The sequence below is a fragment of the Amycolatopsis sp. cmx-11-51 genome (genome assembly GCF_047608665.1).
GTDB lineage: Bacteria > Actinomycetota > Actinomycetes > Mycobacteriales > Pseudonocardiaceae > Amycolatopsis.
Map to the genome: position 1 here is coordinate 108,496 of NZ_JADNQO010000017.1, position 22,902 is coordinate 131,397.

Consider the following 22,902-nt stretch of genomic DNA (forward strand, 5'->3'; position numbering starts at 1 on the left):
CGACGCCGAAACGTCGCAACTAGAGGACGAAACGCGGGTTGTACGAATCTTGTACGCGGGTGCTCGAAGATGATCGACATGCGCATCAAGACGCTCGGTCTGCTGGCCGCCTCAATGCTGGCCCTCATCGCCGCGCCGGCCCAGGCCGCCGACGGCAACCCCCTTGAGAAGACCAATGGTTTCTACACCGACCCGAACTCCAACCCCGCGGTCTGGGTGAGGGATCACCCTGGCAGCACCGCCGACAAGATCAAGGCCGCCATCTCCACCAAGGCGGGCGCGCGCTGGTTCGGCAACTGGAGCGGTGACGTCAAGAAGGCCGTCGACGGCTACACCTACGCCGCCGACGTGGCCGACAAGCTGCCGATCCTGGTCGCCTACAACATCCCCGGCCGTGACTGCGGTGGTCACTCCGGTGGCGGCGCGGGCAGCCCGGAGGCGTACCGCACCTGGATCTCGAACTTCGCCGATGGCATCGGCGGCAAGCCCGCGGTCGTCATCATCGAGCCGGACGCGCTCGCGCAGCTCGACTGCCTGCCCGCCGGTGAACGTCAGACCCGCCTCGACCTGCTCAAGTTCGCCGGTCAGCAGTTCGCCACCAAGGCCCCGAACACCTGGGCGTACATGGACGGCGGCAACTCGACCTGGATCCCCGCCGCGACCATGGCCGACCGGCTCAACGCCGTCGGGGTGAAATCGATCCGCGGTCTCGCGATCAACGTGTCGAACTACAAGACCACCACCGACTCGGCGAACTACGGCAAGGCCGTCAGCGCCGCGCTGTCGAGCAAGTACGGCTACACCAAGCCGTTCGTGATCGACACGAGCCGCAACGGCAACGGCCCCAAGGGTGCCGAGTGGTGCAACCCGGCCGGGCGCAAGCTCGGGACTCCCTCGCAGACCGGCGGCGGTGCCGAGATGCTGCTCTGGGTCAAGGTGCCCGGCGACTCCGACGGCAAGTGCGGGATCGCGCCGAACGTAGAAGCCGGTCAATTCAGCTCCGACCTGGCCCTGCGCCTGATCAGCGGTACCTGACCCACCCGAAACCCGTCGCGCCGGCTGTTCGTCTGTGACTTTCGTTCTGCCGAGAAAGCGAAGGCCACGACCCCTAGGACAGCAGCCGGCGCGACGACTCCAAGTACCTGAAGGCGTCCTTTGTCACGGTGACGTGGCAAAGGACGCCTTTTCGAATTGTGTGGGGTGGGTGGTCCGTGAAGGACTCCTTGAGGGACCCAGAGTCCCTCAAGGAGTCCTTCACGGACGTATTGGTGCAAGTCGTCACCAAGGATCACAGCGGTGGGGGCTGAGGGCCTTCGCTACCGCGAGGTCAGGGTCCCGGCAAAGTCGCAGAGCTGCTGGTCGGCGCTGCTGTTGGAAACGTCGCTGAACCTCTGTTGATCAAGCTTCGTGACCGGTGTGATCCGCGGCGATGGAGGAATGGGGACACTCGACGTCCCCATTCCTCCATCGTCAGCCTTACACAGCGACGAATAACGCCTGACCTGCGAGACCTCGACCTTTCCGACACCCTGACCCCTCAGGGTGTCGGAAAGGAGGCCTTTACCACAGACGACAGTGGACGTCGCGCGCCTAGCGGGAGAGCAGGTTCGCGCAGCGGATCAGCCCGATGTGCGAGTACGCCTGCGGGTGGTTGCCCAGCGAGCGCTCCGCGATCGGGTCGAACTGCTCGGGCAGCAGGCCGGTCGGGCCCGCGGCGTCGACGATCTGCGTGAACAGTTCTTCGGCCTCGGTGCGCCGCCCGGTGAGCAGGTACGCCTCGATGAGCCAAGCCGCGCAGATGTGGAAACCGCCTTCGCCGCCGGGAAGACCGTCGTCGCGGCGGTAACGGTACACAGTGGACCCACTGCGCAGTTCCGCCTCGATCGCGGTCACCGTCGACTGGAACCGCGGGTCGGCCGGATCGATCAGCCCGGTCAGCCCGACGAACAGCGACGCGGCGTCGAGGTCGGTGCCGTCGTAGGCGGTGGTGAAGGCCTGGACCTCTTCGTTCCAGCCCTTGTCCAGTACGTCCGCGGCGATCTCGTCACGCAGTGAGGGCCACGCGCCCGGCACTTGGCGGCCGTAGATCTCGCCCAGCTTGACGGCCCTGTCGATGGTCACCCAGCACATCACCCGCGAGTACACCCGGTGGCGCGGCACGTGCCGCTCCTCCCAGATGCCGTGGTCCGGCTCGTTCCAGCGCCGCGTGACGGCCTCGGCCATCGCGCGCACCATCTGCCAGTCCTCGTCGCGCAGTTCGCCGCGCGCCTCCGCCAGTGTCTGCACGAGTTCGACGACCGGGCCGAAGACGTCCAGCTGCACCTGGTGGTTCGCCAGGTTGCCGACGCGGACCGGCCGCGAACCGGCGTACCCCGGCAGCGACTCGATGACCGCCTCGGCGCCGATCACGCTGCCCGCCAAGGTGTACAGCGGGTGCAGCCGTTCCGGACCGGCCAAAGTGGACAGTACGCCGTGCAGCCAGCGGAGATAGCCTTCGGCCTCCTCGGTCGAGCCGAGGTGGACCAGTTCGCGCACGGTCATGGCCGCGTCGCGGATCCAGCAGTAGCGGTAGTCCCAGTTACGGACGCCGCCGATCTCCTCCGGCAGCGACGACGTCGCCGCCGCGAGCACGCCGCCGGTGTCGGTGTTGACCAGCCCGCGCAACGTCAGCGCCGAGCGGCCGACGAGGTCGGTCTGGACGCTGGGCAGCTTGAGCGTCCGCGCCCAAATGCTCCAGTAGTCGCCCGCGCGGGACCGCCGCTCCACTTCGGACAGTTCGTGTGCGACGAGATCCGAGGTGCCACAACGGAGTTCGAGCACCACCGGGCTCTCGGGCGTGGGCGTCACCAAGGCCGTCGCGGTGTCGTTCATGCCGTCGGAGGTGATCTCCCACTCCACGCCCGGCGAACGCAGCGCGAACGGTTCCGAGGTGCCCTGCACCACCAGCCCGTCGCCCTGCGCGACCAGCTTCACCGGCACACCGCCGAACTCGGGACGCGGCGCGAACACGATCTCCGCCGCCGTCTCGCCCGAGATCACCCGGACGAGGTCCGTGCGGTGCGCGGGGCTCTCCGGCTCGATGTAGTCGGTGACGAGCAGCCGGGACCAGCGGGTCTCGACCGTCATCGTGTTCGGCAGGTAGCGCTGCCCGAGGGGCAGGCCGTTGCGGTACGGCTTGATCGAGAAGTGCCCGGCACCGGGGCCGCCGAGCAGATCCGCGAAAATCGCGGGCGCGTCGGGGCCAGGGTGACACAGCCAGGTCAGCCGGGCGTCCGGCGTGACGAGCGCGACCGAACGTTCGTTGGCCAGCATGGAAAGCCGCTCGATCGGCGGCGCCTGCTCGCCGTAGAGCCAGTTGCGGCGCTCTTCGAGCAGGAAGGCGAGCGCCATCGCGACGTCGACGGTGTCCGGAACCCGGTACTGCGCGAGGCTTTCGCCCTCGCCGACCTTCACACCGATGTCCGGGCCGGAGATCCGCGCGAACGCCTTCTCGTCGGTGACGTCGTCGCCGAGGAAGATCGCCGCCGTCGCGCCGACCTGGTGGCGCAGGGTGTCCAGCGCGCGGCCCTTGTCCGTCTGGACGACCGCGAGCTCGACGACCTCCTTGCCGTCGGTGGTGGACACGCCCTCCCACTGCGAAGGTCCATTGTGGACATCGCGAAGGACGCGGCGGCCCGCCTCGTGCTCGGCGCGACGGACGTGCACCGCGATGCTCGCGGGCTTGACCTCGAGTGAGACGCCCGGCACGTCGAGCACCAGGTTCTCCAACTCGGCTTCGAGCCGTCTGTGCAGTTCGCGGGCCTTGTCGTCGAGCGCGTGGATGAAGCCGATATCGAACTCGGATCCGTGGCTGCCGACCAGGTTCACCTCGGCAGGGAGACGGGACAGCGTGGCGAGATCACGCAACGCACGGCCGGAGATGACCGCGGTGGTCGTCTCGTGCAGGCCGGCCAGCGACCTGAGCGCGCCCACCGATTCGGGCAACGGCCGGGCTTCGTCCGGGTTGGCCGTGATCGGCGCCAGCGTGCCGTCGTAGTCGCAGGCGACCAGCAGCCGCGGGGTGCGCGCGACCTGGACAATCGCGCGCCGCAGCTCGGCGGGCAGTGCCTCGGCGGTCAACGATTTCTCCTCGGGGACTAAGCGGGGCGGGGTGGTGTTATGGGGACACGGTCAGTCGGTCGGTTCTCCACCGAGCGCTTGAAGGAACGAGCGCGCCCAGCGGTCGACGTCATGCGTGAGGACCTGCCGGCGCATGGCGCGCATACGACGGCGTCCCTCTGCGGGGTCGAGCGTAATGGCAGTCTCCAACGCGTTCTTCACCCCGTCCAGGTCATGGGGGTTGACCAGGAGAGCACTGGTCAGCTCCGCCGCGGCGCCGGCGAACTCGGACAGGACGAGCGCGCCGCCGAGGTCGTGGCGGCAGGCGACGTACTCCTTGCAGACGAGGTTCATCCCGTCACGCAGGGGGGTGACCACCATGACATCGGCCGCCGAGAAGAACGCGGCCAGTTCGGTCCGGTTCACGGACTGATGCAGATAATGCACGACCGGGCGACCCACGCGGGCGAATTCACCGTTGATTCGCCCGACCATCTGCTCGATGTCGCCGCGCATCCGCTGGTAGTGCTCGACGCGCTCCCGGCTCGGCGTGGCCAGCTGGACGAACGTGACGTCCTCCGGGCGGACGCGGCCTTCGTGCAGCAACTCGTGCAGCGCCTGCAGCCGCAGGTCGATGCCCTTGGTGTAGTCGAGCCTGTCGACGCCGAGCAGGACCTTCTTCGGGTTGCCGAGGTCACGCCGCAGCTGGGCGGCGCGTTCGGCGACGCCCTTGGTCTTGGAGAGCTTGTCGAGGCCGACGGCGTCGATGGAGATCGGGAACGCGCCGACCCGCACCGTGCGGTCGCCGACCTGCATCAGGCCGGGGCGGGTGCGGATGCCGACCGCGCCGCGGCTGGATTCGAGCCCGGCCAGCTGCCGCGCCAGCCAGAGGAAGTTCTGCGCGCCACCCGGCCGGTGGAAACCGACGAGATCGGCCCCGACCAGGCCGCGGACGATCTCGGTCCGCCACGGCATCTGCATGAACAACTCGACCGGGGGGAACGGGATGTGCAGGAAGAACCCGATCCGCAGGTCAGGGCGCAGTTCGCGGAGCATCGCCGGTACCAGTTGCAGCTGGTAGTCCTGGATCCACACGGTCGCGCCCTCGGCGGCGACCTTCGCGCTCGCCTCGGCGAAGCGCCGGTTCACCCGGACGTAGGACTCCCACCAGCTCCGGTCGAACACCGGCCTGGCCACCACGTCGTGGTACAGCGGCCAGAGCGTCGCGTTCGAGAAGCCCTCGTAGTAGTCGCGGACCTCGTCCGACGTCAGGGAGACCGGGTGCAGGACCAGGCCGTCGTCGTCGAACTCCTCGACCTCGACGTCGGGCACACCCGGCCAGCCGACCCAGGCGCCCTTGCGGGACCGCAGGAACGGTTCGAGCGCCGACACCAGCCCGCCGGGGCTCGCCGTCCAGCGCCTGCTCCCGTCGGTGGTCCGTTCGAGGTCCACCGGAAGGCGGTTCGCCACCACGACGAAGTCCGCGGAAGCCGTTCTGCCCGTCTCAGCCATCACTTCGTCCACCAGCCGCTCCCTGAAATCGCGGGTCGCTGCCCTAAGGGGAAACCTTATCGCGCGCCCACGCGACGGCCGGTCGTCGCGCGTTCACTCCAAGCGTCGTTCGGCGGGTTCCATCGGGCCCGCCATCCTCGGCCCGGCGAACTTGCGTTCGAGCCTGCCGAGCCCCGTGCGCACCGGCTGCGCCAGGTACTCGCCGAGTACCACACCCGCTGCCAGGGCAAGCCCGATCGCGACCGCGGTCATCAGTGTGGAGATGTTCCCACCCTGTTCGACGCCCAATTGGTATAGACCACGATAGGTGGAGAGACCGGGAAGGAGGGGCGTGATGCCGGACACAGCCACTACGAGCGGCGTCACCTTGAGCCGCCTGGCGAGCACGCCGCCGCAGAAGCCCACCAGCGTCGCGGCCATCGCGGACGAGCTGACGGCTTCGAAATCGGTCAGCATCAGCGCGCCGTACACCGCGCCGCCGATCGCGCCCGCCGCTCCCGCGACGAGCATCGCGCGCATCGTCGAATACGAGGCGAGCGCGAAGCAGGCGGAGGCGCCGATGCTGCCGATGATGATGATCGGGAGTTGCTGGGGCGTCGAGGAGACGACCTCGGGCAGCGGCGTGAGCGACAGGCCGAGCAGCAGAGCGATCTTCAGGGCGAGCACCACACCCGCGATCAGCCCGGCACTCATCAGCGCGGTTTCCATCGTGCGCCCGGCCGCCGTGACGTAATAGCCGGTGATGGCGTCCTGCACGGCGGAAACCGTGGAAAGACCGGACAGCAGCACGGTGACCGCCGCCGCGACGACCAGCGTGGGTTTGTTCGTGGTGAGCAGGTCGCTGCTGACTATCGCCATCGCGGACAGGGTCGCGACCAGGCCGCCGATCACCTGCTGGAAGAAGAACGGCAGCGCGAAGCGGTTCAGGAAGCGGCCGAGCCGGTCGATGACCGCGCTGATCACGAGCGCGACCAGGGCGATGTCGATGCTGCCGCCGAGGATCAGGGTGATGAACGCGGCAAGGCCACCCCAGGCGGCCGTGGCCACCCAACGGGGGTACGGGTGCGGCGCGGTCGTGATCCGCTGGAGTTCCTGCTGCGCCTCCTCGGCGCCGATGTTCCCGCGGACGATCCGGCGGACCAGGGTCTCCGTCTGGGTGAGCCGCGTGTAGTCGAGGCTGCGCGAGCGGACCACGCGCAACGCCGTCACGGGCGCCATGTCGGTGCCGCGGTGGCAGGTGACCGTGATCGACGTGAAGATCACGTCGACCTCGCAGTGCGGGAGGCCGAGCGCGGAGGTCAGCGCGATGATCGTCGCCGTGACGTCGGAGGCGCCGGCGCCGCTCGACATCTGGACCTCGCCGATGCGCAGGACGAGGTCCAGGACGAAGTTGACCGTCGTGTCGTCGGGCGGCTTCGGGCCCATCGTTTCGTCGCCGTCGACGGCGGGCTGCTCGGCCGTCGGGGCTTCGAGGATCTGCCAGGCGCGGCGGCGCAGCAGGTTCGGCCGGTGCGAACGAGCCTGGTGGATCGATCGCTCACCGTCACGTTGCCGCGGCGCTTCCAGCAGCCATTCGCCACGTTCGGGTGTTTCGTCCTGGTTCTTTTCGACACCGCGTTCGCCGCCCTGGGCCCTCTTGGTGTGCTCGTTGATCTTCATGATCGATCCACCTCCTCGGTCTCGTTCGAGGGACTTTCCCGAGGACCATCGGGGCCGATGCCCTGCCCGTTGCAGGTAATCCGAAGTGGCGTACACCACGCCTTAGGAAGATCATCGCGGTCTCGCCGGTTTGCGGCACACTGCATGTCATGACGTCCTCTGTAAGCAGGCGTTCCTTCCTTCGCGCGGCCGGTGTCACCGCGGCCGGAACTGCGGCGACATTCACCCTTTCGGGGGCATCTAGCGGGGCGGAGGCCCCGGTTTTCGCGCACGGAGTCGCTTCGGGTGACCCCAAGCCCGATTCGGTGCTTCTCTGGACCCGGGTCACGCCTTCGGCCGAGGCTGTTCCGGGATCCGGAAAAGGGGCGCCGGTGAACGTCCGATGGGAGGTGGCCGCCGACGCAGATTTCGTGGACGTCGTCGCTCGTGGTCACACCCGGACCGGGCCCGAACGCGACCACACGGTGAAGGTGACGGCGGGTGGGCTGCGCGCGTCGACCGCGTACTACTACCGGTTCACGTCGCGCGGCAAGGTCTCGCAGACCGGGCGCACCCGCACCGCGCCCGCGCACGAGGAGGAAGTCGCACGGCTGCGGTTCGGCGTGGTGTCGTGTGCGAACTGGGCTGTCGGTCACTTCGCCCCCTACGGCTATCTGGCCGGTCGCGACGATCTCGACGCCTTCATTCACCTGGGTGACTACCTCTACGAAGGTAACCCGAACCCCGCGGGTGATCTCCGGCCTTCGGTTCCGTCTCACGAGTTGGTCACCCTGTCGGACTATCGGCGGCGCCACGCGATGTACAAGACCGACGACCACCTCCAGCGGTTGCACGCCCGCCATCCGGTCATCGCGACCTGGGACGACCACGAGGCAGCCGACAACGCTTGGTCCGGTGGATCGCCATCACACGATCCGGCGACCGAGGGCGGCTGGCCCGACCGGATGCGGGCGGCGCACCAGGCGTACTTCGAATGGATGCCGGTGCGGCATCGCGGCGACCGGCTGTACCGGCGGCTGAAGTTCGGGAGGCTGGCCGACCTCACCATGCTGGACCTGCGGACATACCGGACGCGGCAGCCCGGGCCCGAGGAGGATCCGGAGGGCACGATCCTCGGCGCCGACCAGCGGCGGTGGTTCCTCGAGGGTCTCGCGCGGGGCACGGCGTCGTGGAACGTCGTCGGGAACTCGGTGATGGTCACGCCGATCAAGGTGCCCACCCTGCCTTCGCGTGAAAAGCTCGCGCTGGCCGGCCTGCTCGACGGCCAGCCGACCACCGTGAACACCGACCAGTGGGACGGCTACACCGCGGACCGTCGCCGGGTGCTGGACACCATCGCCGCGCAGGGGCGGGGCAACACGGTGTTCCTGACCGGCGACGTCCACTCGTCGTGGGCGAACGACGTACCCCGCGACGGGACGAGCGTCGCGGTGGAGTTCGTCTGCCCGTCGGTCACCTCCGACAACCTCGACGAGCAACTCGGTGTCCCGCCGCGGACCGGCTCGCTCAAGGTCGAGGCCGCCATCCGCGCGCTGAACCCGCACGTGCGCTTCGTGGAACTCGACTCGCACGGCCCCGGCGTCCTCGAAGTGACCCCGGACGCCGTCCGGATGAACTGGTACTACGTCGCCGACCGCCGCGACCCGGCGACCGCCGTGACGTTCGCGCACGCTTTCCGGACCGTGGCGGGGGAACCGTGGGTGCACCCTGCGAACCGCTGAACGGGCGCCGATATACTGGGCTCGCCTGGGGGTGACTCCGGGCGAGGCCGCTATAGCTCAGCTGGTAGAGCATCTGTCTTGTAAACAGAAGGTCAGGGGTTCGAGCCCCCTTGGCGGCTCAAGATCAACATGATCGCTGACCTGCGGGTATGGTGCTTAATGTGACTAGTGTTCATGTTTGACTCGGCCCGATTGGGCTCCGTTTCGTCTCCGTTTGCTCTGCTGTGCTGAAAGCTGCGGATTCGGGTGCGCTTCCTTCAGTAGGAATTTCACGGCGTGGTCGGGATGGGTGCTGGCCGCGACTGGATCGTAGCTGCGTGACTTGGGCTTCCGAGTGGTCCTATCTGCGCGAACTTGGCAGAGGAGTGGCGGCTGGACCTGAAGTCCGTCACGTCGGTCCGGGCGGCGGCCAGCCGCCTCAGGTTGCAAAAGGCGTGTCGGCCGGTCGCGCCCAGGCGCACGGGTGTCTCTCGGGTTGCTTGATCGTCGACACGCCGACCTCCAGTGCTGAAAAATTCTTGTCGTCAGCTAAAGTGCTTGAGAGTACTTTCGCTGGATGCTGAAGTGTGCTCGGCGACGCGGCAGGAGTGACAATGGATCTTCGAGTTGCCCGGGACTGGGCGGATGGCGCTTTCGGCGAGAACGCCCACGCTCTGCGCCGGCGGATTCCCCAAGCGCTCGCGACCGCTCACGGTCGCGCGAGGGACGGGCACGACGCCACTCGTTCGACAACCAGGCGGATTTACGGGAACGGGCTGTGGGAATTCCAGCATGAGGAGCTGGTTCGCGAGCTGCTGTCCATCGACGGCGCGAAGGTTGCCAAGTTCGGCGGCTATCAGCTTGTCGTCATCGCGGACCAGGCTTTCTTCCCTTTGCGCTACGCCGACCGAGCTGGTGTGCCTGTTGAGCGAGCTCGGCTCGGGCGACCGGTGTCGCCGCAGCGGCAGCGGCTGTTCGGTGCGCACGCGCCGGAAGTCGAACGTACCGAGCCATTTCTCGATGAGGCATGGGAAGAACTCGACGCACACGACGAATATGAGTCCTTCCCGCAGCTCGGTGAAGGCGTCCAGCTGGTCGTGATCGCCTATGCCTGCAGCCTCGAAGCTGGCGTGCTGCATGTCGAGTGGGGACAAGCCGAACACATCGGGGAAGGCGAGCTGCGGTGGGGCGATCACTCCGCACTCCCCCTGGCTGCGACTGGAGTCGCTGGCGGTCTGAGCCTCGCCGGGCGCGGCACCGGCACCTCATGGTTCGATTCCGGTAAAGAGCCCGAGATCGCGTTGGGCTTGCGGCAACCTGGTGCTGACGAGCTAGGTGTGCCGCCGCAGACTGAACCCCACCCCGACGAACCTCACGCCCAGGACGATGACCAAGACTGACGATCCGCAGCTTCTTCTTTTGCAACCTCGCCTCACAGCGTCGCCCAGCCCGGGTGTTGTGGCCAGTGCGTTCGATCCGGCGCGGCTCACCCAGGCCCGGCACTTGGCGGGGATGACGAAGAAGGAGCTGGCGGACAACCTTCACGTGAGCCCGGCAGCGGTCGGTCAGTACGAGGCCGGGGTCAGCCGCCCGCGGCCCGACATCCTGATCCGCCTGGCTGATCTGCTCGACGTCCCGGTCCACTTCTTCGCGGCGGGTCGTCCACATGCTGCCCTCGACACGTCCGGGACCCATTTCCGAAGCCTGCGCTCAACCCGTCTATTTCAGCGAGACCGCGCCGTCGCATTCGCTGCCCAGGTATGGGAACTGACCCACGCCCTCGAGAGGCGAGTGCAGCTCCCGCTGGTGGACCTGCCTGGCTTCGCCGGCGGCGAGGTCACCACGAACGAGGACGTCCCACTGGATCCTGTCGGCGCCGCCCGCGCACTTCGCCGGCACTGGGGACTTGGGCAAGGGCCGATCGCGCACCTGGTCCGGCTCATGGAATCCCGAGGCATAATCGTCGCGATGCTGCCCTTCGAACGCAGCGAAGCCAAACGCATTGATGCCTTCTCCACCTCGCGCTTGCCCCGGCCGCTGATCGTGCTGACGCCCGACCGTGCCGACGACGTCTACTGGTATCGCTTCAGCGCAGCGCACGAACTCGGCCACCTCGTCCTGCACGGAGACACCCCCGCGGGCGATACTCAAACCGAACGAGAAGCTGACGCATTCGCGGCCGAGTTCCTCACGCCGCGCGCGAGCATCGCACCGGACCTGCCCGTCCGCGTCGACTTCGGCGTCCTCGCCAAACTGCAGATCGAGTGGGGAGTCTCCATCCGGTCTCTGCTCTACCGCTGCCGCGAGCTGGGCCTATTCTCAGCGCCCACAGCAAGCAGGGCATACCAACGGCTCAACACTCTAAGAAACCAAGGCATGTTCGCCGACGAGCCCATCGCCGGCTACCCCGGAGAAAACCCCGTCCTGCTCGCACAAGCCTTCGAGCTAGCCGCAAACCACGGCACCACCGTCACCAAACTGGCGGCTGAACTCGCCTGGTCCACCGGGCGCGTTCACGAACTGCTCGGAACTCGCCAAGATCGCCCGCATCTCCGCCTGGTTCTATAGGGAGCGCAACCGCCCCGGGTGCGCAAGAAACGATGCTGCCGCTGCAGCGGCGGGAACCCGCACTTACGTGGTGAGGTCCGGGAGTACCTGACGCTGTAGGTGGGTGTCCCCGCGGCGCAGGGAAGGTACGGCCCGCCTGATAGGGAGATCGAGATGAGCGCGGGTCGGTACCGCAGGCAAGACCGGGTCGTCCTGGTGGGTGCTGACGGTGGGGTCCGGCTTCACCAGGTCTCGCGGTTAGGTAGTATTCGAGGCTTGCCTCGGGGAACACGGCCGTGCCGATGTCTTGCCCTTCGATGATGCACTGCTCGTGTTCGGCGGCCCATTGTCTGACGAGTTCGGTGATGTGCAGACGTACTCCCGGCATCCTGGCAACCACGTGCTGACGGACGTTCCTCCGTCGCTTCGATAACGCGAGCACACGTTTCGCCTGTTTGGGCAGACTCTCGGCTGGACTCGGCCCCGGCTACGGCAGCCTGAGGCCGCCGACAGGTGGACGTAGTTTGGTGCTGGCCGCGCACGCCCAACTCAGAGTGACTCGACCGCTGCTCGCCAACCTGCGCCACCCAAGGGAACGCCCCGCCGAGCTGGCCAAGACCAACCCCGGCCAGGGTCCTGCGCGGGTTTCGCAACATCTCTACGGAAACTCCTTTTCCAGCGGACGCACTGAAACCCGCCCCCGGTCGGGTCCGGGACGACCACGGCAGGTGTAGTCAAGCTGCCACAAGATGTCAATGGCCAGTTGGGATTCCCCAGTGGCGGCCAGTTAGTGGGGAGGTATCTGGCCGCGCATGGTCACCGAGCGTCGCCTACCTACCGCGTCGTAGTCTGTCTGCGTTTGATCTGGTCGCCGCGTTGGCCGCTGTCGCCCGGCTGCTCAACCGTCGTGCCGTCGGCACTGGGCTCGTTCGCCGCTGACACCTGCGATCAGCGCTCGGGAAATCGATTGGCCGGTAGGGCCCGGCCCTGTCAAGATCGTGATCTTGTGAGCAGTCGCCCCGTCATTTCCGAGGTTCTGGCCGGGCCGGTGCCCGTCCCCGACATCGTCACAGCGCTCGCCGGTGACGCCGCCATCACCCCCGTGTGGCGCAACGAGCTCGGCGGCCTGACCTTCCGCCTGGACGGGGGCGACAGCGCCAGATACGTCAAGTGGGTCGCTGCCGGGACCCCCGAGATCGACCTGCCCGGCGAAGCCGAGCGCCTGGCCTGGGCGCAGCGCTGGGCGCGCGTCCCACCGGTCCTCGACCACGGCATCGATGCCGAGGGCGCGTGGCTGATCACCGCAGCCGTCCCCGGCCGGTCGGCGGTGGAGCCCCGATGGAAGGCCGAGCCTGCTGCTGCGGCGGCCGCGATCGGCCGCGGACTGCGCCTGCTCCACGACACCCTGCCGGCGGACCGGTGCCCGTTCGACTGGAGCGTCGAGCGGCGGCTCGTACGCGCCGACGAGCGCATCGCCGACGGCGAGGGCCCGGCCGACTGGTCCCCCGAGCACCAGCACCTCGGGCTGGCCGAGGCCAGGGCTCGGCTCGGTGAACCGCCCGCGATCGACCGTCTCGTGGTCTGCCATGGAGACGCCTGCACCCCGAATACCCTGCTGCACGACGACGGCACCTTCGCCGCGCACGTCGACCTGGGTTCGCTCGGGGTGGCCGACCGGTGGGCCGATCTGGCGGTCGCGACGTGGAGCCTCGACTGGGACTACGGTCTCGGCTTCGACGGCATCCTGTACGACACGTACGGGATCGCCCCCGACCCGGAACGCATCGCCTACTACCGCTTGCTCTACGACTTGGCGTGACCCGCTCGCACCCAGGGCGGACAGTTCGGCCGAGGTAGTCAGCCAGGTGGTCCAGAGCTGTGACGTCGTGGGCGTACGGGCCGGGGCAAGGCGGCCGAGCCGCCCGCGGTGCTGGGCAGGCCGCTGCAGAGCTGGACACCGGGCGGCTGGGACACAGGCCGGTGGCAGATGGGTCTTGTTCACGGCGGGCGCGGAGGTGGTCCCGGTATGGGTCGACCATGCAGGCCCGATACTTGGGAACCCGCTGAATTCGGTCCGGGGTGGCGGCGCGGGCGTATCGCTTGACCGTGTTCGGTGCCGTCCTCGGCGTCGTGTATCAGGGCGCTGTGGCGGCGCTGGTGGAGTGTCCAGCCGTCCAGGTCCTCGATGTCGTCGGGTGAGGCGAGAGGGTTGGCCAGCAGCCGGGTGTTTTCCTCGAAGATCTCTTCGGCGCGGCGGCAGGAAAGCCGGGCCCGGCCGGTCTCCGGGCACACGTCCAACGTCGGTGTTCCGGCCGGGGCCTTGCGGTCGGTGAGGAACAGCGGGCCGCGGGTGCGGCGGGCGATGAGTCGGGGCAGGAGCTGGGCGGTGCCGGACTGCCAGTGAATCCACGGCGACGGCGGAAGCGAATCTGTGAACGACTAAATCAGGATCACTGGGCGTGCACAGGACTTCGGACATCCGTGCAGTCCACTTCGGACACCGACAGACGCAGGTCGCAGTGATCACGGTAGCGGGTCCGCCGCAGTAAATCCGGCATCTACTGCGGATGATGCACTGCGCCGCCGGGGGCTTTGCGGCGGGGGCCCAGCGAATCTGCTCACGTTTCGGAAGGTTGGCGCTGGTGCGGGTCGGCAGCCTCGGCTCGATCGAGTTGCTCCAGGGCCCAATGGGCCCACCGCTGCTGCGCCTGATACTGGTGGACCCCGTACTCGATGGCCAGCCGGCCGAACCGCAAACGACCACGAGGATGGGACTCGGTATCGGCGGCATCGGCGAGAACGCGTAGTTCGGCCGCCACCTGGTCGGCTTCTTCGAGGTGGCGGAGCACCAATTCGCGCGCCTGCGGGATGTCCAGTACGGACAGCAGGGACATGCGCAGCACGTGTTCGTCACGGACGGCCCGGGGCCTGGGTGAAGACAGCAGCCAGACGTGCAGCTCCGCGCGGCCCGCGTCGGTGATCGCGTAGGTACGGCGTCCGCGCGCGCCTTCCTCGGTGACGGCGATCAAACCGCTGTGGGCGAGGCGCTTCAGCTCTGGATAAATGTGGCTCTGCCGGGCGGTCCATGCGTATTTCTGCAGCGAGCGTTCGAAGCGCGCGGTCAGGTCGTAGCCGCTGGCAGGCCCATCTTCCAGCAGGCCGAGAAGGGCGTGACGCAGGGACATCGTGTCCATCCTCCGAAGACAGGTACCAATTGACAGGTCCAATTGTAGGTGTCAGAGTGAGTGAGGGCCAGAGGTCGACTAGACATGACCTGCGCTGCCGGGAGAGGGATGGGGCAATGAACGACGTTGATGTACTGATTGCGGGGGCCGGGCCGACCGGATTGACTCTGGCCTGTGACCTGGCCCGCAGGGGAATCGGATGCCGAGTGATCGAACAGGCCCCCGGTCCCACGGAGGGTTCGCGGGGATTCACCCTCAAGCCGCGCAGCCTGGAGGTCTTTGACGACCTCGGCATCACCGGCCGCATCGTCGCGGCTGCTGACATCCAGTCAAGGACCCGCTTTCACCTCGGTACTCCGTTGCTGTTCGACATGCGGGTACCACCCGCGCCGCCCACTCCCTCTCGCCCCTACCCGAACTCTGTGGCGCTGCCCCAGTGGCGAACCGAGTCGATCCTGCGCGATCGACTGGCCGAGCTGGGCGGAAAGGTGGAGTTCGGCCGCCGTCTGACCGGCTTCACGGCCGATGGCGAAGGCGTGACCGCCACCGTCAAGAACACGGACGGAGCCGGGACGGAGCCCGTCCGGGCCAGCTACCTGATTGGGGCCGACGGCGGACGCAGTCAGGTGCGCCGCACACTTGCTCTGTCGTTCTCCGGGTCCACCGACGAGGACACCAGAGCACTCATCGCCGACGTGCGCATCGACGGGCTGCCCGACCGCGACGCAGTACATCTGTGGATGGCGACCAGCGGCCACATCCTTGTCGCCCGCCCCACCCCGCACGCCGAAACCTGGCAAGTCGTGGCCTCGCTCCAGCAGGACCCCAGCGGCCAGTGGCCGCAGCCGTCGCTCGAGACGCTCCAGCGCGCGGTTATCGAGCGGACCGGGCGCCGCGAGATCCGTCTGGCGGACCCGACCTGGTTGTCGGTGTGGCGCTACAACCTGCGCATGGTCGACACCTACCGGGCCGGACGCGTGCTGCTGGCCGGTGATGCCGCCCACGTGCACAGCCCATTCGGTGCGCACGGCATGAACACCGGCATCCAGGATGCCTACAACCTCGCGTGGAAACTCGCTCTGGTCCTTCAAGGCGTCTGCGCTGAAAGCTTGCTGGACACCTATGAGGACGAACGGTTGCCGGTTGCCCGCGCAGTGCTGGCCGACAGCGACCGGCGATTCTCAGCGGTTACCCCACCCCGGGCCGTCCGTCCGGTGGTGCGGTTCGCCATCAAGTCGTTCCTCGCCCGGCAGCAACGCCGCGACCGCAACGACCACCCCACCTACCGAACCGGCCCGCTGACCACCCACCTCGCCGGTCGGCGCAGCTCTCTGCGCGCTGGTGATGTCGCCCCCGACGGCCCTGTGCAGACCGTCGACGCTGCGGCACGGCTATTCGACATCCTCCGCGGCCCCCAGTTCACCCTCCTCGCCTTCGGCGCCAGGCCCGCCCCAGAGATCTACCAGGCGATCAGCGGACTCGAAGACCACTTGCACGCCTACACCGTTGTCCCGGCGCTGGACTACGGCACGGCTGCCGGTCCGACAGTGCTGGTCGACCGGACGCGCCGTCTCTTCCGTGTCTATGGTGCACGCGAAGGCACGCTTGTGGTCATCCGTCCCGACGGCTATATCGGGCTGATCGCCCATCGCCCGACCGCCTCCACTCTTCGCGCCTACCTTCATCGGATGGGCATCCAGCTCCCGCATGCGGAAGGTGATGCCGCTCTGTGAAACGGCGCAAGACCAGGACCTCACCGGCGTCACCACCAAGACCGTCCTCGGCGGCTCCTACCTTGTCGGCCTCGCCCTGGCCTTCCGCCTCATGGTCGCGGCCCGGCGCTACTCGCCCCCACCCGCGCCTGACACCGCAGCACGAGACAAGCGGCGCCCCAAGCCATAAGAGGTGGCTTCGGGCGCCGCTTCGGCTGCTCGGGCACTACCCACGGCGCGGACCCGGCGTTGCTGTAGCGCTCCATGATCCAGGCGTCACCGATGATCGAGTGCACGAGCTCTACGTCTTTCCTGGTGCGGGCTTCGGCGATGTAGGGGATCGCCTCTGCGAGCAAGTCGTAGCGCTTCCCGATCTCGTTGCCTTCAGCATCAGGTGCCAGGAGATCGCCGTCGGCCGCCTCCTGGTTGTGGCGATGCAGGAATCGGAGAGCAGAGATGGCTCCGCCAATCTTGTCCCTGCCGTGCTCGGTGAGCGCCTTCGTTCGCTCGAATTGGTGCTGAGCCTTCAGCTCCTTCTGGGATCGGCGCCCACCGAGCCAGCCGCCGAAGCCAGCGGTGATCATCGCGCCAATGATCGTTGCAGTTGGGGGGAACCACTCCAGGGCCACGTTTGTGCTCCCGCTCTGTTACGCGTGAAATGACGGTGTCGAGTTGTCCGATTCTGCTGGATACAAGACGGCATAGCGAGCCCAATCGGATCCAGCGTGTTCGGCGCGCACATCGCGGTCGACGGGCTGATGCCGAGTGCGTTGGCAAGAACTTGGGGTGGCGCCTCGCGGACGAGCTGTTGCCAGCTGGTGTTCCGGATGATCCGATGCGGGAAGTCCAGGCCCCTCTGTCGTGCGCGGGCTTGTGGAGGAGGACCGGTGACCTCACGCCCGCCTGCAGTGAACGCCGCCATTGAGCATGTCCCGTGTCGGTCACACCCTCAGCCAGAACGGCGCCCCGGCGCCGTCAAAGTGTGCCACGGGTTCGTCCGAATCGGGGCGAACGAGTCCGCTTCACAGCTCGGTGTCGCCGAGTGGGAATTGTGCTGTGTCCCATTGTCGGCGTAGTGAGAGCAGGGCGCTCCGGTTGATCACGGTGACTTCGGTGCTGCCGCCTTCCGGATTCCGGTCGATCATTCCTTGTGATTCGAGGAAGGTGAGCGATCTGCGAAGTCGATAGGTGGCGTAGGAGCCCTTCTGCTTACTTGTTGCGGCCTTCGCGGCGTCTGATTCCAGCAGGTCCGGGGTTCGTTGGTTCCACAGTTCGACAAGCTGGCTGCGGTCGCAGGTCCGTTGGGCGTTGTCGGTGATTTCGAGGAGCAGGTCGGCGACGTCGACATTTTCGCCGGTCACGTGTGAGCCTTGATACTGGATGGAGCTGTTCTTGAGGTGCCGGGCGGTTGTTCGGCGGCCTCGTTCGGCGGCCACCGCGTCTACGAGTCGATGGCCGGCGTCGTCGGCGGTGGGCCAGGGGAGCAGCCGCAGGCGAGCCCAGAGGGCGGTGTCGACGAGGGACTCTTCTCCGGCGTGTGCCTGGCGGTGGTCGTCGACGGCGATCGCGAGGGCCAGCAGCGCGGACGGCAACGATTCCGCGACGCTGTCGTGGTGGACTGGGCGGACGCGATCGGCGGCCAGGTCAAGGTATTGGTGCAAGACGGTGTTGAACCGGCTCGCGCGGTTACGCCAGGTCGTGAACTGGCGATAGTGATCGGCGTACTCGGCAGCGGTGATGAGCCCGGCGTGGCGCTGGTGTCTGGTCAAATCAGGTTGGTCGAACTACGACTGGGTCTTCTGACACCTCTGCGAGGTCGGACCGTGGGCGGGCACGGCAAGGCGTACGTGCCCGCCCATTGTTATGTCCGTCAGCTATGGAGCGGAGAGGCGGCTGCACGCCGTCTCCGATTGGGCTCCGTTGCCGACGTAGAGCCCGACACGGCCCGATACAGCCTGGCACTCGGATGGACCGCAAGACCCACGCTGACCTGCACAGATGGTCGAAGTTTGACCCTTTGCGGCACTGGCCGACCTTGCGGCGGAGGGGACTTGTAAACAGAAGGTCAGGGGTTCGAGCCCCCTTGGCGGCTCAAGATCAACATAACTGCTGGCCGCCGATATGGCGCGTTACGCGAGTTTTGTTCACGTTTGGTTTGGCGTCATTGGACCCCATTTCGTCTCCGTTTTCACAGTCGTGCTGATTTGGGTTGAGCCGGTTCCTTTGGTAGGGCCATCTGATGCGAGGACCTCCTCGGCCTCATGGCGCCCTCGGCAATGGCTTCACCCCCGCCGGAGGTTTCGTCGACAGTGGCCTCGGCGCCTTGAAGTCTGGCGAGATTCGGTCGTCACACTCCAGGCACGAGGAACCCGGTTTCGGATATGTGCCGACGCCACACTTTTCTGATCCTGGAGGTGTGCCATGTGCCCTGTCAACGATCTGGACCAGCTGCAACGCGCCGAAACAGGCCGTCCGGTCATGGGCTGGTGTGTCGGGTGAACGACATAGCTCTGCGCCATACCCGGGCGATGGGAAGAATGGTGATATTCACCAGAGACAAACGGTTTATACGTTTCTAGTCTCTCCACACATCCCTGATTCCTGATCGCCTCAATGTGGAGGTTGCGTCATGTCGGATCGTTCTTCTTTGTCCATAATTCGTGGGCCTGTCGCGGTGATCATGGCTTTGTTCGCCGTGCTGGCGGCCGTCGCGATCGTCCTTGTCGCCACGCCGCGCCAGGCGGCCGCGGCCAGTCTGCGCGAGGTCACGGGCTTCGGTTCCAACCCGGGGAATCTGCAGATGTTCCGCTACGTGCCGGACAACCTGCCGTCCGGCCGCCCGGTCGTGCTCGCGATGCACGGCTGCACGCAAAACGCCTCGGGCTACGCCTCGGGCACCGGCTGGATGCAACTGGCCGACCGGCACCGGTTCACCGTCGTGTTCCCGCAGCAGCGATCGGTGAACAACGCCAACTCCTGCTTCACCTGGTTCGAGCCGGGCGACACCCGCCGCGGCTCCGGCGAGGCCCTGTCGATCAAGCAGATGGTGGACAAGGCCAAACAGGACAACGGCGCCACGTCCGCCTATGTCAGCGGGCTGTCCGCGGGCGGCGCGATGACCGCGGTCATGCTCGCCACCTACCCCGATGTCTTCGCCGGCGGCGGCGTGATCGCGGGCTTGCCCTTTGGCTGCGCCACCTCGGTGGCCACCGCCTACAGCTGCATGAGCCCCGGCGTGAACCGGTCTCCCGCCGAATGGGGCAACGCGGTCCGCGGGGCGTTCACCTACTCCGAACCCCGTCCGAAGGTCTCGATCTGGCATGGCACCTCTGACGCCACGGTGCGCCCGATGAACGCCAACGAACTGGTCGAGCAGTTCACCAACGCCAACGGCACCGACCAGACGCCGGAGGTGCGTGACACGGTCGCCGGCTACCCGCACCGCGTCTACGGCGACACCGTCGAGCAGTACGAGATCACCGGCATGGGACACGGCCACCCGGTCGACCCCGGCAGCGGCGTCGCGCAGTGCGGCACCGCCGGGGCCTACATCCTCGACGTCAACATCTGCTCGGCCAACTACCTGGTCAAGTTCTGGGATATCGACGGCACCGAGCCCACACCAACCGCAACGACGACCCCGACCGGGCCGACCAGCAGCCCGACCACCACCCGCCCGCCCTACACCGACACCGCGACCGGCACACCGACCGACCACTACACCGCCAGGCGGGTTGACGTCACCGAGTACAACATCTTGGGCGCGCGACACGGCTACACCACCACGATCACCCTCTACCAGTGCGGGAACGACTGGACCGACAAACCCGACTGTTCCCCCATCTGATCCCGTTATCCCGGTAGGCGGCCCGGGGCAGGTCGCGTAACCCACCCGAGCCAGCCGGCGTCGGGAGACCCAGCTGTCCCCTTCACCGCGCCTCTGGTGAAGGGGACGGCGCGGTACGGCAATGGCGTGCACGCGTGCGCGACTCCCGGCTGGTCGTCGCGGTCCGGAACGGAGACATCGCTGCGTATGGCGAGTTCTATGAGCGGCATGTGGGGCCTGCTCGGAATCTGGCCCGTCAGCTTGTTCGTTCGAGCATTGAGGCTGACGATGTGGTGGCCGAGGTGTTCAGCAGGGTTCTCGAGTAATTCGTTCTGGCCGAGGTCCGCTTTTCGTCCGTACCTGCTCACCGCGCTGTGAACCACGCCTATACGAAGTCGCGTAGAGATCGGAGCCGTTGAGGGCTGCTCGACGGCTCAGGTAAAGGGGCCTTCGGTGACGAACCGGCGCAGACCGCGGGCGAACGTCTGGGCTTCGCCTGGCGGCCAGGTGGTGAGGCTTGCGGTGATGTGAGCGGCCAGACGGCGGCGTAGCTCGTCCACCACGCGTGCACCGGGCTCGGTGAGGACCAGCAGGGTCGCTCGCCGGTCGAAGGGGTCGGGTTCGCGGCAGAGCAGCCCGGCCTGTTCCAGTCTGGAGGCGTGGCGGGTGACGCCGGAGCGATCGAGACCCACCTCTGAGGCCAGGTCGGCTGCGCTTCGGGGGCCTATCCTGGCCACCGCGCTCAAGACTGGGTAGGTCAGTTCGTCCAGCGCTTCATCCACGTCGGCGGTCAGCGTCTTGTACAGCTGGATCCGCGTAGCGCGCCTGAGCAACACACCCAGCGCGTCGGCGATCTCGCCTCCTGCCTCGTTCTGCATCTCTGCAGAATACCGTGCGCCGCGCACGCATCGTGTGTTAGTTTCCCTGTAGTGCGTGCGTGGCGCACGCATATCGACTGTAGCTGTGAAAGGATCTCGATGAACCGGACCGGTATCCGTGCCGCCCTCACCGACCTGTTGTTCACCCGCGATCTCGACCTGTGCGAGGCCACCAACCGGCACTTCACCCCCGGCTACCGCCAACGCACCGACGGTGAGTGGGCTGACCGCGAGGGGTTTGTCGAGCACATCGCCCACCTGCGCACGATCGTGACCGCGGGGTCTATCGAGGTCCATGACGAGCTGTACGACGGCGCCCACTACGCCGATCGCCACACCGTCGAGGTCACCAAGACGGACGGATCGACCGTACGCACGGAGGTCTACGTTTTCGGCGAGTTCGCGCCCGACGGGCGCTTCAGCCGTATCGAGGAAACTACGCTCATGCTCCATGGCTCCGATGCGGACCGGAACATCGGTCGCGCCCGCTGAGGTTCGGTGCACGCCGGTCATCTACTCGGCGGCCTCGACGTGTGCCGGGTGCTACGGCGGGAGTCGGACGTCCCGGTGCTGATGGTGACCGCGAGGTCCACCGGCGAGGACAAGCTGATCGGCTTCGACCTCGGCGCCGACGACTACCTTACCAAGCCGTACGACCCGCGGGAGTTGATGGCGAGGGTGCGGTCGCTGCTTCGCCGTGCGCAGCCGGCCACGGAGCCTGCCGTGCTGCCGATCCGCGTCGGCGATCTCGTGCTCGACCCCGTTCGGCACGAGGTGCGGGCGGGTGGACTGCACGCCGGTGGAGTTCCGGATCTTGGCTACGTTGGCGTCCAGCCCCGAGCGGGTGTTCAGCCGTGCGCAGCTGCTCGAACAGACGTACGGAGTGGACGGTTTCATCACCGCGCGGACCGTGGACGTGCACGTGATGAACCTGCGCAAAAAGATCGAGGCCAATCCGCGCAAGCCGACCTAACCTGCTGACCGTGTACGGCGTCGGATACAAGATGACCGATGGCCGCTGATTCCCCGTGGCGGCACAGCCTGAAGATCCGGCTGCTCGGCGGCACGATCCTGGTGGCGATCTGCTCGATCACCGCGACCGCCTGGCTGTCCGTGCAGGGCACGGCCGGGTCCATCCAGCAGGAGCGCGGCCAGGAGCTGGCCACCGACGCCCACATCTACGACACGCTGCTCGGCTATGCCGCAACCCAGCCGAACCGGGACGCGGCGGGGCCCGTGCTCGCCGCCCGGACCGACCCGCTACCCGTCATCGGCGCGAAGATCGGTTCCGGCACTTTCCTCGACCAGGCCACCGGTTCCTTCCCCGCCGCCGTGCTCGGCGACAAGGCCGCCACCAGGCTGGGAATCACCGAACTCCGGCCGGGCGAGCCGAAACCCCAGGTGTGGCTAGGCGACCAGTGGTTCGTCGTAGTCGGCATCCTGGACGCGATCCCGCTCGCACCGGACGTGGAACGCGCCGTGCTCGTCGGATGGGACGCGGCACGCACCCGGTTGGGCTTCGACGGTCATCCCACGGTGGTGTGAATCGCCCCGGGTTTGATGGCGGCTCCTCGTGTGAGTAATCATGGCCCGGAGGACGAAGTTCTCGCCTGGCTGTCATGGCACAAGAGGAAAGACGTCGAGATCGCCGACGCGGCATGGACTGAGTGGTACAACGACCGGCGTCTACACGAGGCTTGTGGCTACCGGCCACCGACCGGGTTCGAGACCCTGTACGAGCCAGGCGGCCTGGTCAGTCTGGTCGCCTGATTCCAACAACGAGTT

At 67.2% G+C, this 22,902-nt stretch carries 19 protein-coding genes, 1 tRNA gene and 1 pseudogene; 13 read left to right on the forward strand and 8 right to left on the reverse strand.

All coding sequences use genetic code 11. The features are described from left to right. Window positions 1–78 precede the first annotated feature (78 nt). Window positions 79–1,035 carry a glycoside hydrolase family 6 protein gene (locus tag ACM6LU_RS34360; RefSeq protein WP_414942038.1) on the forward strand — a complete coding sequence of 319 codons (957 nt, stop codon included), beginning with the start codon at window positions 79–81 and terminating at the stop codon, window positions 1,033–1,035. A gap of 555 nt (window positions 1,036–1,590) precedes the next feature. Here the strand turns inward: ACM6LU_RS34360 and otsB are convergent. The 3 genes from otsB to ACM6LU_RS34375 all read right to left on the reverse strand — a co-directional run bounded on the left by otsB (window position 1,591) and on the right by ACM6LU_RS34375 (window position 7,269). Continuing rightward, entirely contained in the window at window positions 1,591–4,119 is a 2,529-nt protein-coding gene (gene otsB, locus ACM6LU_RS34365; RefSeq protein WP_414942005.1) for a trehalose-phosphatase, read from the reverse strand. Between the two features lie 51 nt (window positions 4,120–4,170). Next, on the reverse strand, window positions 4,171–5,610 hold the full coding sequence (locus ACM6LU_RS34370) for an alpha,alpha-trehalose-phosphate synthase (UDP-forming) (RefSeq protein WP_414942039.1): 1,440 nt from the start codon (window positions 5,608–5,610) through the stop codon (window positions 4,171–4,173). A 93-nt stretch (window positions 5,611–5,703) separates the two neighbouring features. Beyond that, complete coding sequence (locus ACM6LU_RS34375) at window positions 5,704–7,269, reverse strand: threonine/serine ThrE exporter family protein (protein ID WP_414942006.1); 1,566 nt, start codon at window positions 7,267–7,269, stop codon at window positions 5,704–5,706. Window positions 7,270–7,418: 149 nt separating this feature from the next. On the opposite strand from ACM6LU_RS34375, the gene ACM6LU_RS34380 reads away from it, so the two are divergent. The 4 genes from ACM6LU_RS34380 (at window position 7,419) to ACM6LU_RS34395 (ending at window position 11,537) form a co-directional block, all read left to right on the forward strand. After that, the gene (locus ACM6LU_RS34380; RefSeq protein ID WP_414942007.1) at window positions 7,419–8,990 is read left to right on the forward strand and encodes an alkaline phosphatase D family protein; all 1,572 of its coding nucleotides are present in this window, start codon (window positions 7,419–7,421) and stop codon (window positions 8,988–8,990) included. A gap of 46 nt (window positions 8,991–9,036) precedes the next feature. Beyond that, window positions 9,037–9,109: transfer RNA gene (locus tag ACM6LU_RS34385), tRNA-Thr, on the forward strand. A gap of 474 nt (window positions 9,110–9,583) precedes the next feature. Then, the gene (locus ACM6LU_RS34390; RefSeq protein ID WP_414942008.1) at window positions 9,584–10,369 is read left to right on the forward strand and encodes a hypothetical protein; all 786 of its coding nucleotides are present in this window, start codon (window positions 9,584–9,586) and stop codon (window positions 10,367–10,369) included. After that, window positions 10,356–11,537, forward strand: coding sequence for an XRE family transcriptional regulator (locus ACM6LU_RS34395; protein WP_414942009.1), 1,182 nt, complete (start codon window positions 10,356–10,358; stop codon window positions 11,535–11,537). Before ACM6LU_RS34390 ends, ACM6LU_RS34395 begins: the two co-directional genes overlap by 14 nt. On the opposite strand, the gene ACM6LU_RS34400 is transcribed toward ACM6LU_RS34395, so the two are convergent. Beyond that, a complete protein-coding gene (locus ACM6LU_RS34400; protein ID WP_414942011.1) occupies window positions 11,440–11,904 on the reverse strand; it encodes a (d)CMP kinase in 465 nt (154 codons plus the stop codon). The two genes, ACM6LU_RS34395 and ACM6LU_RS34400, sit on opposite strands and share 98 nt — an antisense overlap. A 618-nt stretch (window positions 11,905–12,522) precedes the next feature. On the opposite strand from ACM6LU_RS34400, the gene ACM6LU_RS34405 reads away from it, so the two are divergent. After that, window positions 12,523–13,335, forward strand: a complete 813-nt coding sequence (locus tag ACM6LU_RS34405) for an aminoglycoside 3'-phosphotransferase (RefSeq protein WP_414942012.1) — start codon at window positions 12,523–12,525, stop codon at window positions 13,333–13,335. A 799-nt stretch (window positions 13,336–14,134) separates the two neighbouring features. Here the strand turns inward: ACM6LU_RS34405 and ACM6LU_RS34410 are convergent. Then, window positions 14,135–14,710, reverse strand: coding sequence for a PadR family transcriptional regulator (locus tag ACM6LU_RS34410; RefSeq protein WP_414942013.1), 576 nt, complete (start codon window positions 14,708–14,710; stop codon window positions 14,135–14,137). A gap of 107 nt (window positions 14,711–14,817) precedes the next feature. On the opposite strand from ACM6LU_RS34410, the gene ACM6LU_RS34415 reads away from it, so the two are divergent. Beyond that, window positions 14,818–16,434, forward strand: a complete 1,617-nt coding sequence (locus tag ACM6LU_RS34415) for an FAD-dependent monooxygenase (RefSeq protein ID WP_414942014.1) — start codon at window positions 14,818–14,820, stop codon at window positions 16,432–16,434. Window positions 16,435–16,523: 89 nt separating this feature from the next. Here the strand turns inward: ACM6LU_RS34415 and ACM6LU_RS34420 are convergent, their stop codons facing one another. Together ACM6LU_RS34420 and ACM6LU_RS34425 are read right to left on the reverse strand one after the other, a co-directional pair. After that, on the reverse strand, window positions 16,524–16,997 hold the full coding sequence (locus ACM6LU_RS34420) for a hypothetical protein (RefSeq protein ID WP_414942015.1): 474 nt from the start codon (window positions 16,995–16,997) through the stop codon (window positions 16,524–16,526). Between the two features lie 438 nt (window positions 16,998–17,435). Continuing rightward, the gene (locus ACM6LU_RS34425) at window positions 17,436–18,182 is read right to left on the reverse strand and encodes a hypothetical protein (protein ID WP_414942016.1); all 747 of its coding nucleotides are present in this window, start codon (window positions 18,180–18,182) and stop codon (window positions 17,436–17,438) included. A gap of 860 nt (window positions 18,183–19,042) precedes the next feature. Here ACM6LU_RS34425 and ACM6LU_RS34430 point away from each other — a divergent pair. Next, on the forward strand, window positions 19,043–20,260 hold the full coding sequence (locus ACM6LU_RS34430; RefSeq protein ID WP_414942017.1) for an alpha/beta hydrolase family esterase: 1,218 nt from the start codon (window positions 19,043–19,045) through the stop codon (window positions 20,258–20,260). Window positions 20,261–20,673: 413 nt separating this feature from the next. On the opposite strand, the gene ACM6LU_RS34435 is transcribed toward ACM6LU_RS34430, so the two are convergent. Continuing rightward, the gene (locus ACM6LU_RS34435) at window positions 20,674–21,117 is read right to left on the reverse strand and encodes a MarR family winged helix-turn-helix transcriptional regulator (protein ID WP_414942019.1); all 444 of its coding nucleotides are present in this window, start codon (window positions 21,115–21,117) and stop codon (window positions 20,674–20,676) included. Window positions 21,118–21,216: 99 nt separating this feature from the next. On the opposite strand from ACM6LU_RS34435, the gene ACM6LU_RS34440 reads away from it, so the two are divergent. From ACM6LU_RS34440 to ACM6LU_RS34460, 5 genes and pseudogenes are all read left to right on the forward strand, one after another. Further along, window positions 21,217–21,609: a nuclear transport factor 2 family protein gene (locus tag ACM6LU_RS34440; protein WP_414942020.1), complete on the forward strand. Its 393-nt coding sequence runs from the start codon at window positions 21,217–21,219 to the stop codon at window positions 21,607–21,609. Window positions 21,610–21,690: 81 nt separating this feature from the next. Further along, a pseudogene (locus ACM6LU_RS34445) lies at window positions 21,691–21,741 on the forward strand (hypothetical protein); the annotation flags it as partial. A 160-nt stretch (window positions 21,742–21,901) separates the two neighbouring features. Next, window positions 21,902–22,090 (forward strand): winged helix-turn-helix domain-containing protein, encoded by a 189-nt coding sequence (locus tag ACM6LU_RS34450; RefSeq protein ID WP_414942021.1) that lies wholly within the window; start codon window positions 21,902–21,904, stop codon window positions 22,088–22,090. Between the two features lie 38 nt (window positions 22,091–22,128). Further along, entirely contained in the window at window positions 22,129–22,662 is a 534-nt protein-coding gene (locus ACM6LU_RS34455) for an ABC transporter permease (RefSeq protein ID WP_414942022.1), read from the forward strand. Window positions 22,663–22,692: 30 nt separating this feature from the next. Continuing rightward, window positions 22,693–22,887, forward strand: coding sequence for an integrase core domain-containing protein (locus ACM6LU_RS34460; protein ID WP_414942024.1), 195 nt, complete (start codon window positions 22,693–22,695; stop codon window positions 22,885–22,887). Window positions 22,888–22,902: the final 15 nt, after the last annotated feature.

Excerpts from the sequence above, each read along its gene's own strand:
- ACM6LU_RS34410 (WP_414942013.1), bottom strand. The coding sequence starts at position 14,710 with ATGGACACGATGTCCCTGCGTCACGCCCTTCTCGGCCTGCTGGAAGAT.
- ACM6LU_RS34370 (WP_414942039.1), bottom strand. The coding sequence starts at position 5,610 with ATGGCTGAGACGGGCAGAACGGCTTCCGCGGACTTCGTCGTGGTGGCG.
- ACM6LU_RS34375 (WP_414942006.1), bottom strand. The coding sequence starts at position 7,269 with ATGAAGATCAACGAGCACACCAAGAGGGCCCAGGGCGGCGAACGCGGT.
- ACM6LU_RS34400 (WP_414942011.1), bottom strand. The coding sequence starts at position 11,904 with ATGCCGGGAGTACGTCTGCACATCACCGAACTCGTCAGACAATGGGCC.
- ACM6LU_RS34415 (WP_414942014.1), top strand. The coding sequence starts at position 14,818 with ATGAACGACGTTGATGTACTGATTGCGGGGGCCGGGCCGACCGGATTG.
- ACM6LU_RS34360 (WP_414942038.1), top strand. The coding sequence starts at position 79 with ATGCGCATCAAGACGCTCGGTCTGCTGGCCGCCTCAATGCTGGCCCTC.
- ACM6LU_RS34395 (WP_414942009.1), top strand. The coding sequence starts at position 10,356 with ATGACCAAGACTGACGATCCGCAGCTTCTTCTTTTGCAACCTCGCCTC.
- ACM6LU_RS34420 (WP_414942015.1), bottom strand. The coding sequence starts at position 16,997 with ATGATCACCGCTGGCTTCGGCGGCTGGCTCGGTGGGCGCCGATCCCAG.
- ACM6LU_RS34430 (WP_414942017.1), top strand. The coding sequence starts at position 19,043 with ATGTCGGATCGTTCTTCTTTGTCCATAATTCGTGGGCCTGTCGCGGTG.
- ACM6LU_RS34455 (WP_414942022.1), top strand. The coding sequence starts at position 22,129 with ATGGCCGCTGATTCCCCGTGGCGGCACAGCCTGAAGATCCGGCTGCTC.
- ACM6LU_RS34440 (WP_414942020.1), top strand. The coding sequence starts at position 21,217 with ATGAACCGGACCGGTATCCGTGCCGCCCTCACCGACCTGTTGTTCACC.
- ACM6LU_RS34380 (WP_414942007.1), top strand. The coding sequence starts at position 7,419 with ATGACGTCCTCTGTAAGCAGGCGTTCCTTCCTTCGCGCGGCCGGTGTC.
- ACM6LU_RS34435 (WP_414942019.1), bottom strand. The coding sequence starts at position 21,117 with ATGCAGAACGAGGCAGGAGGCGAGATCGCCGACGCGCTGGGTGTGTTG.
- ACM6LU_RS34390 (WP_414942008.1), top strand. The coding sequence starts at position 9,584 with ATGGATCTTCGAGTTGCCCGGGACTGGGCGGATGGCGCTTTCGGCGAG.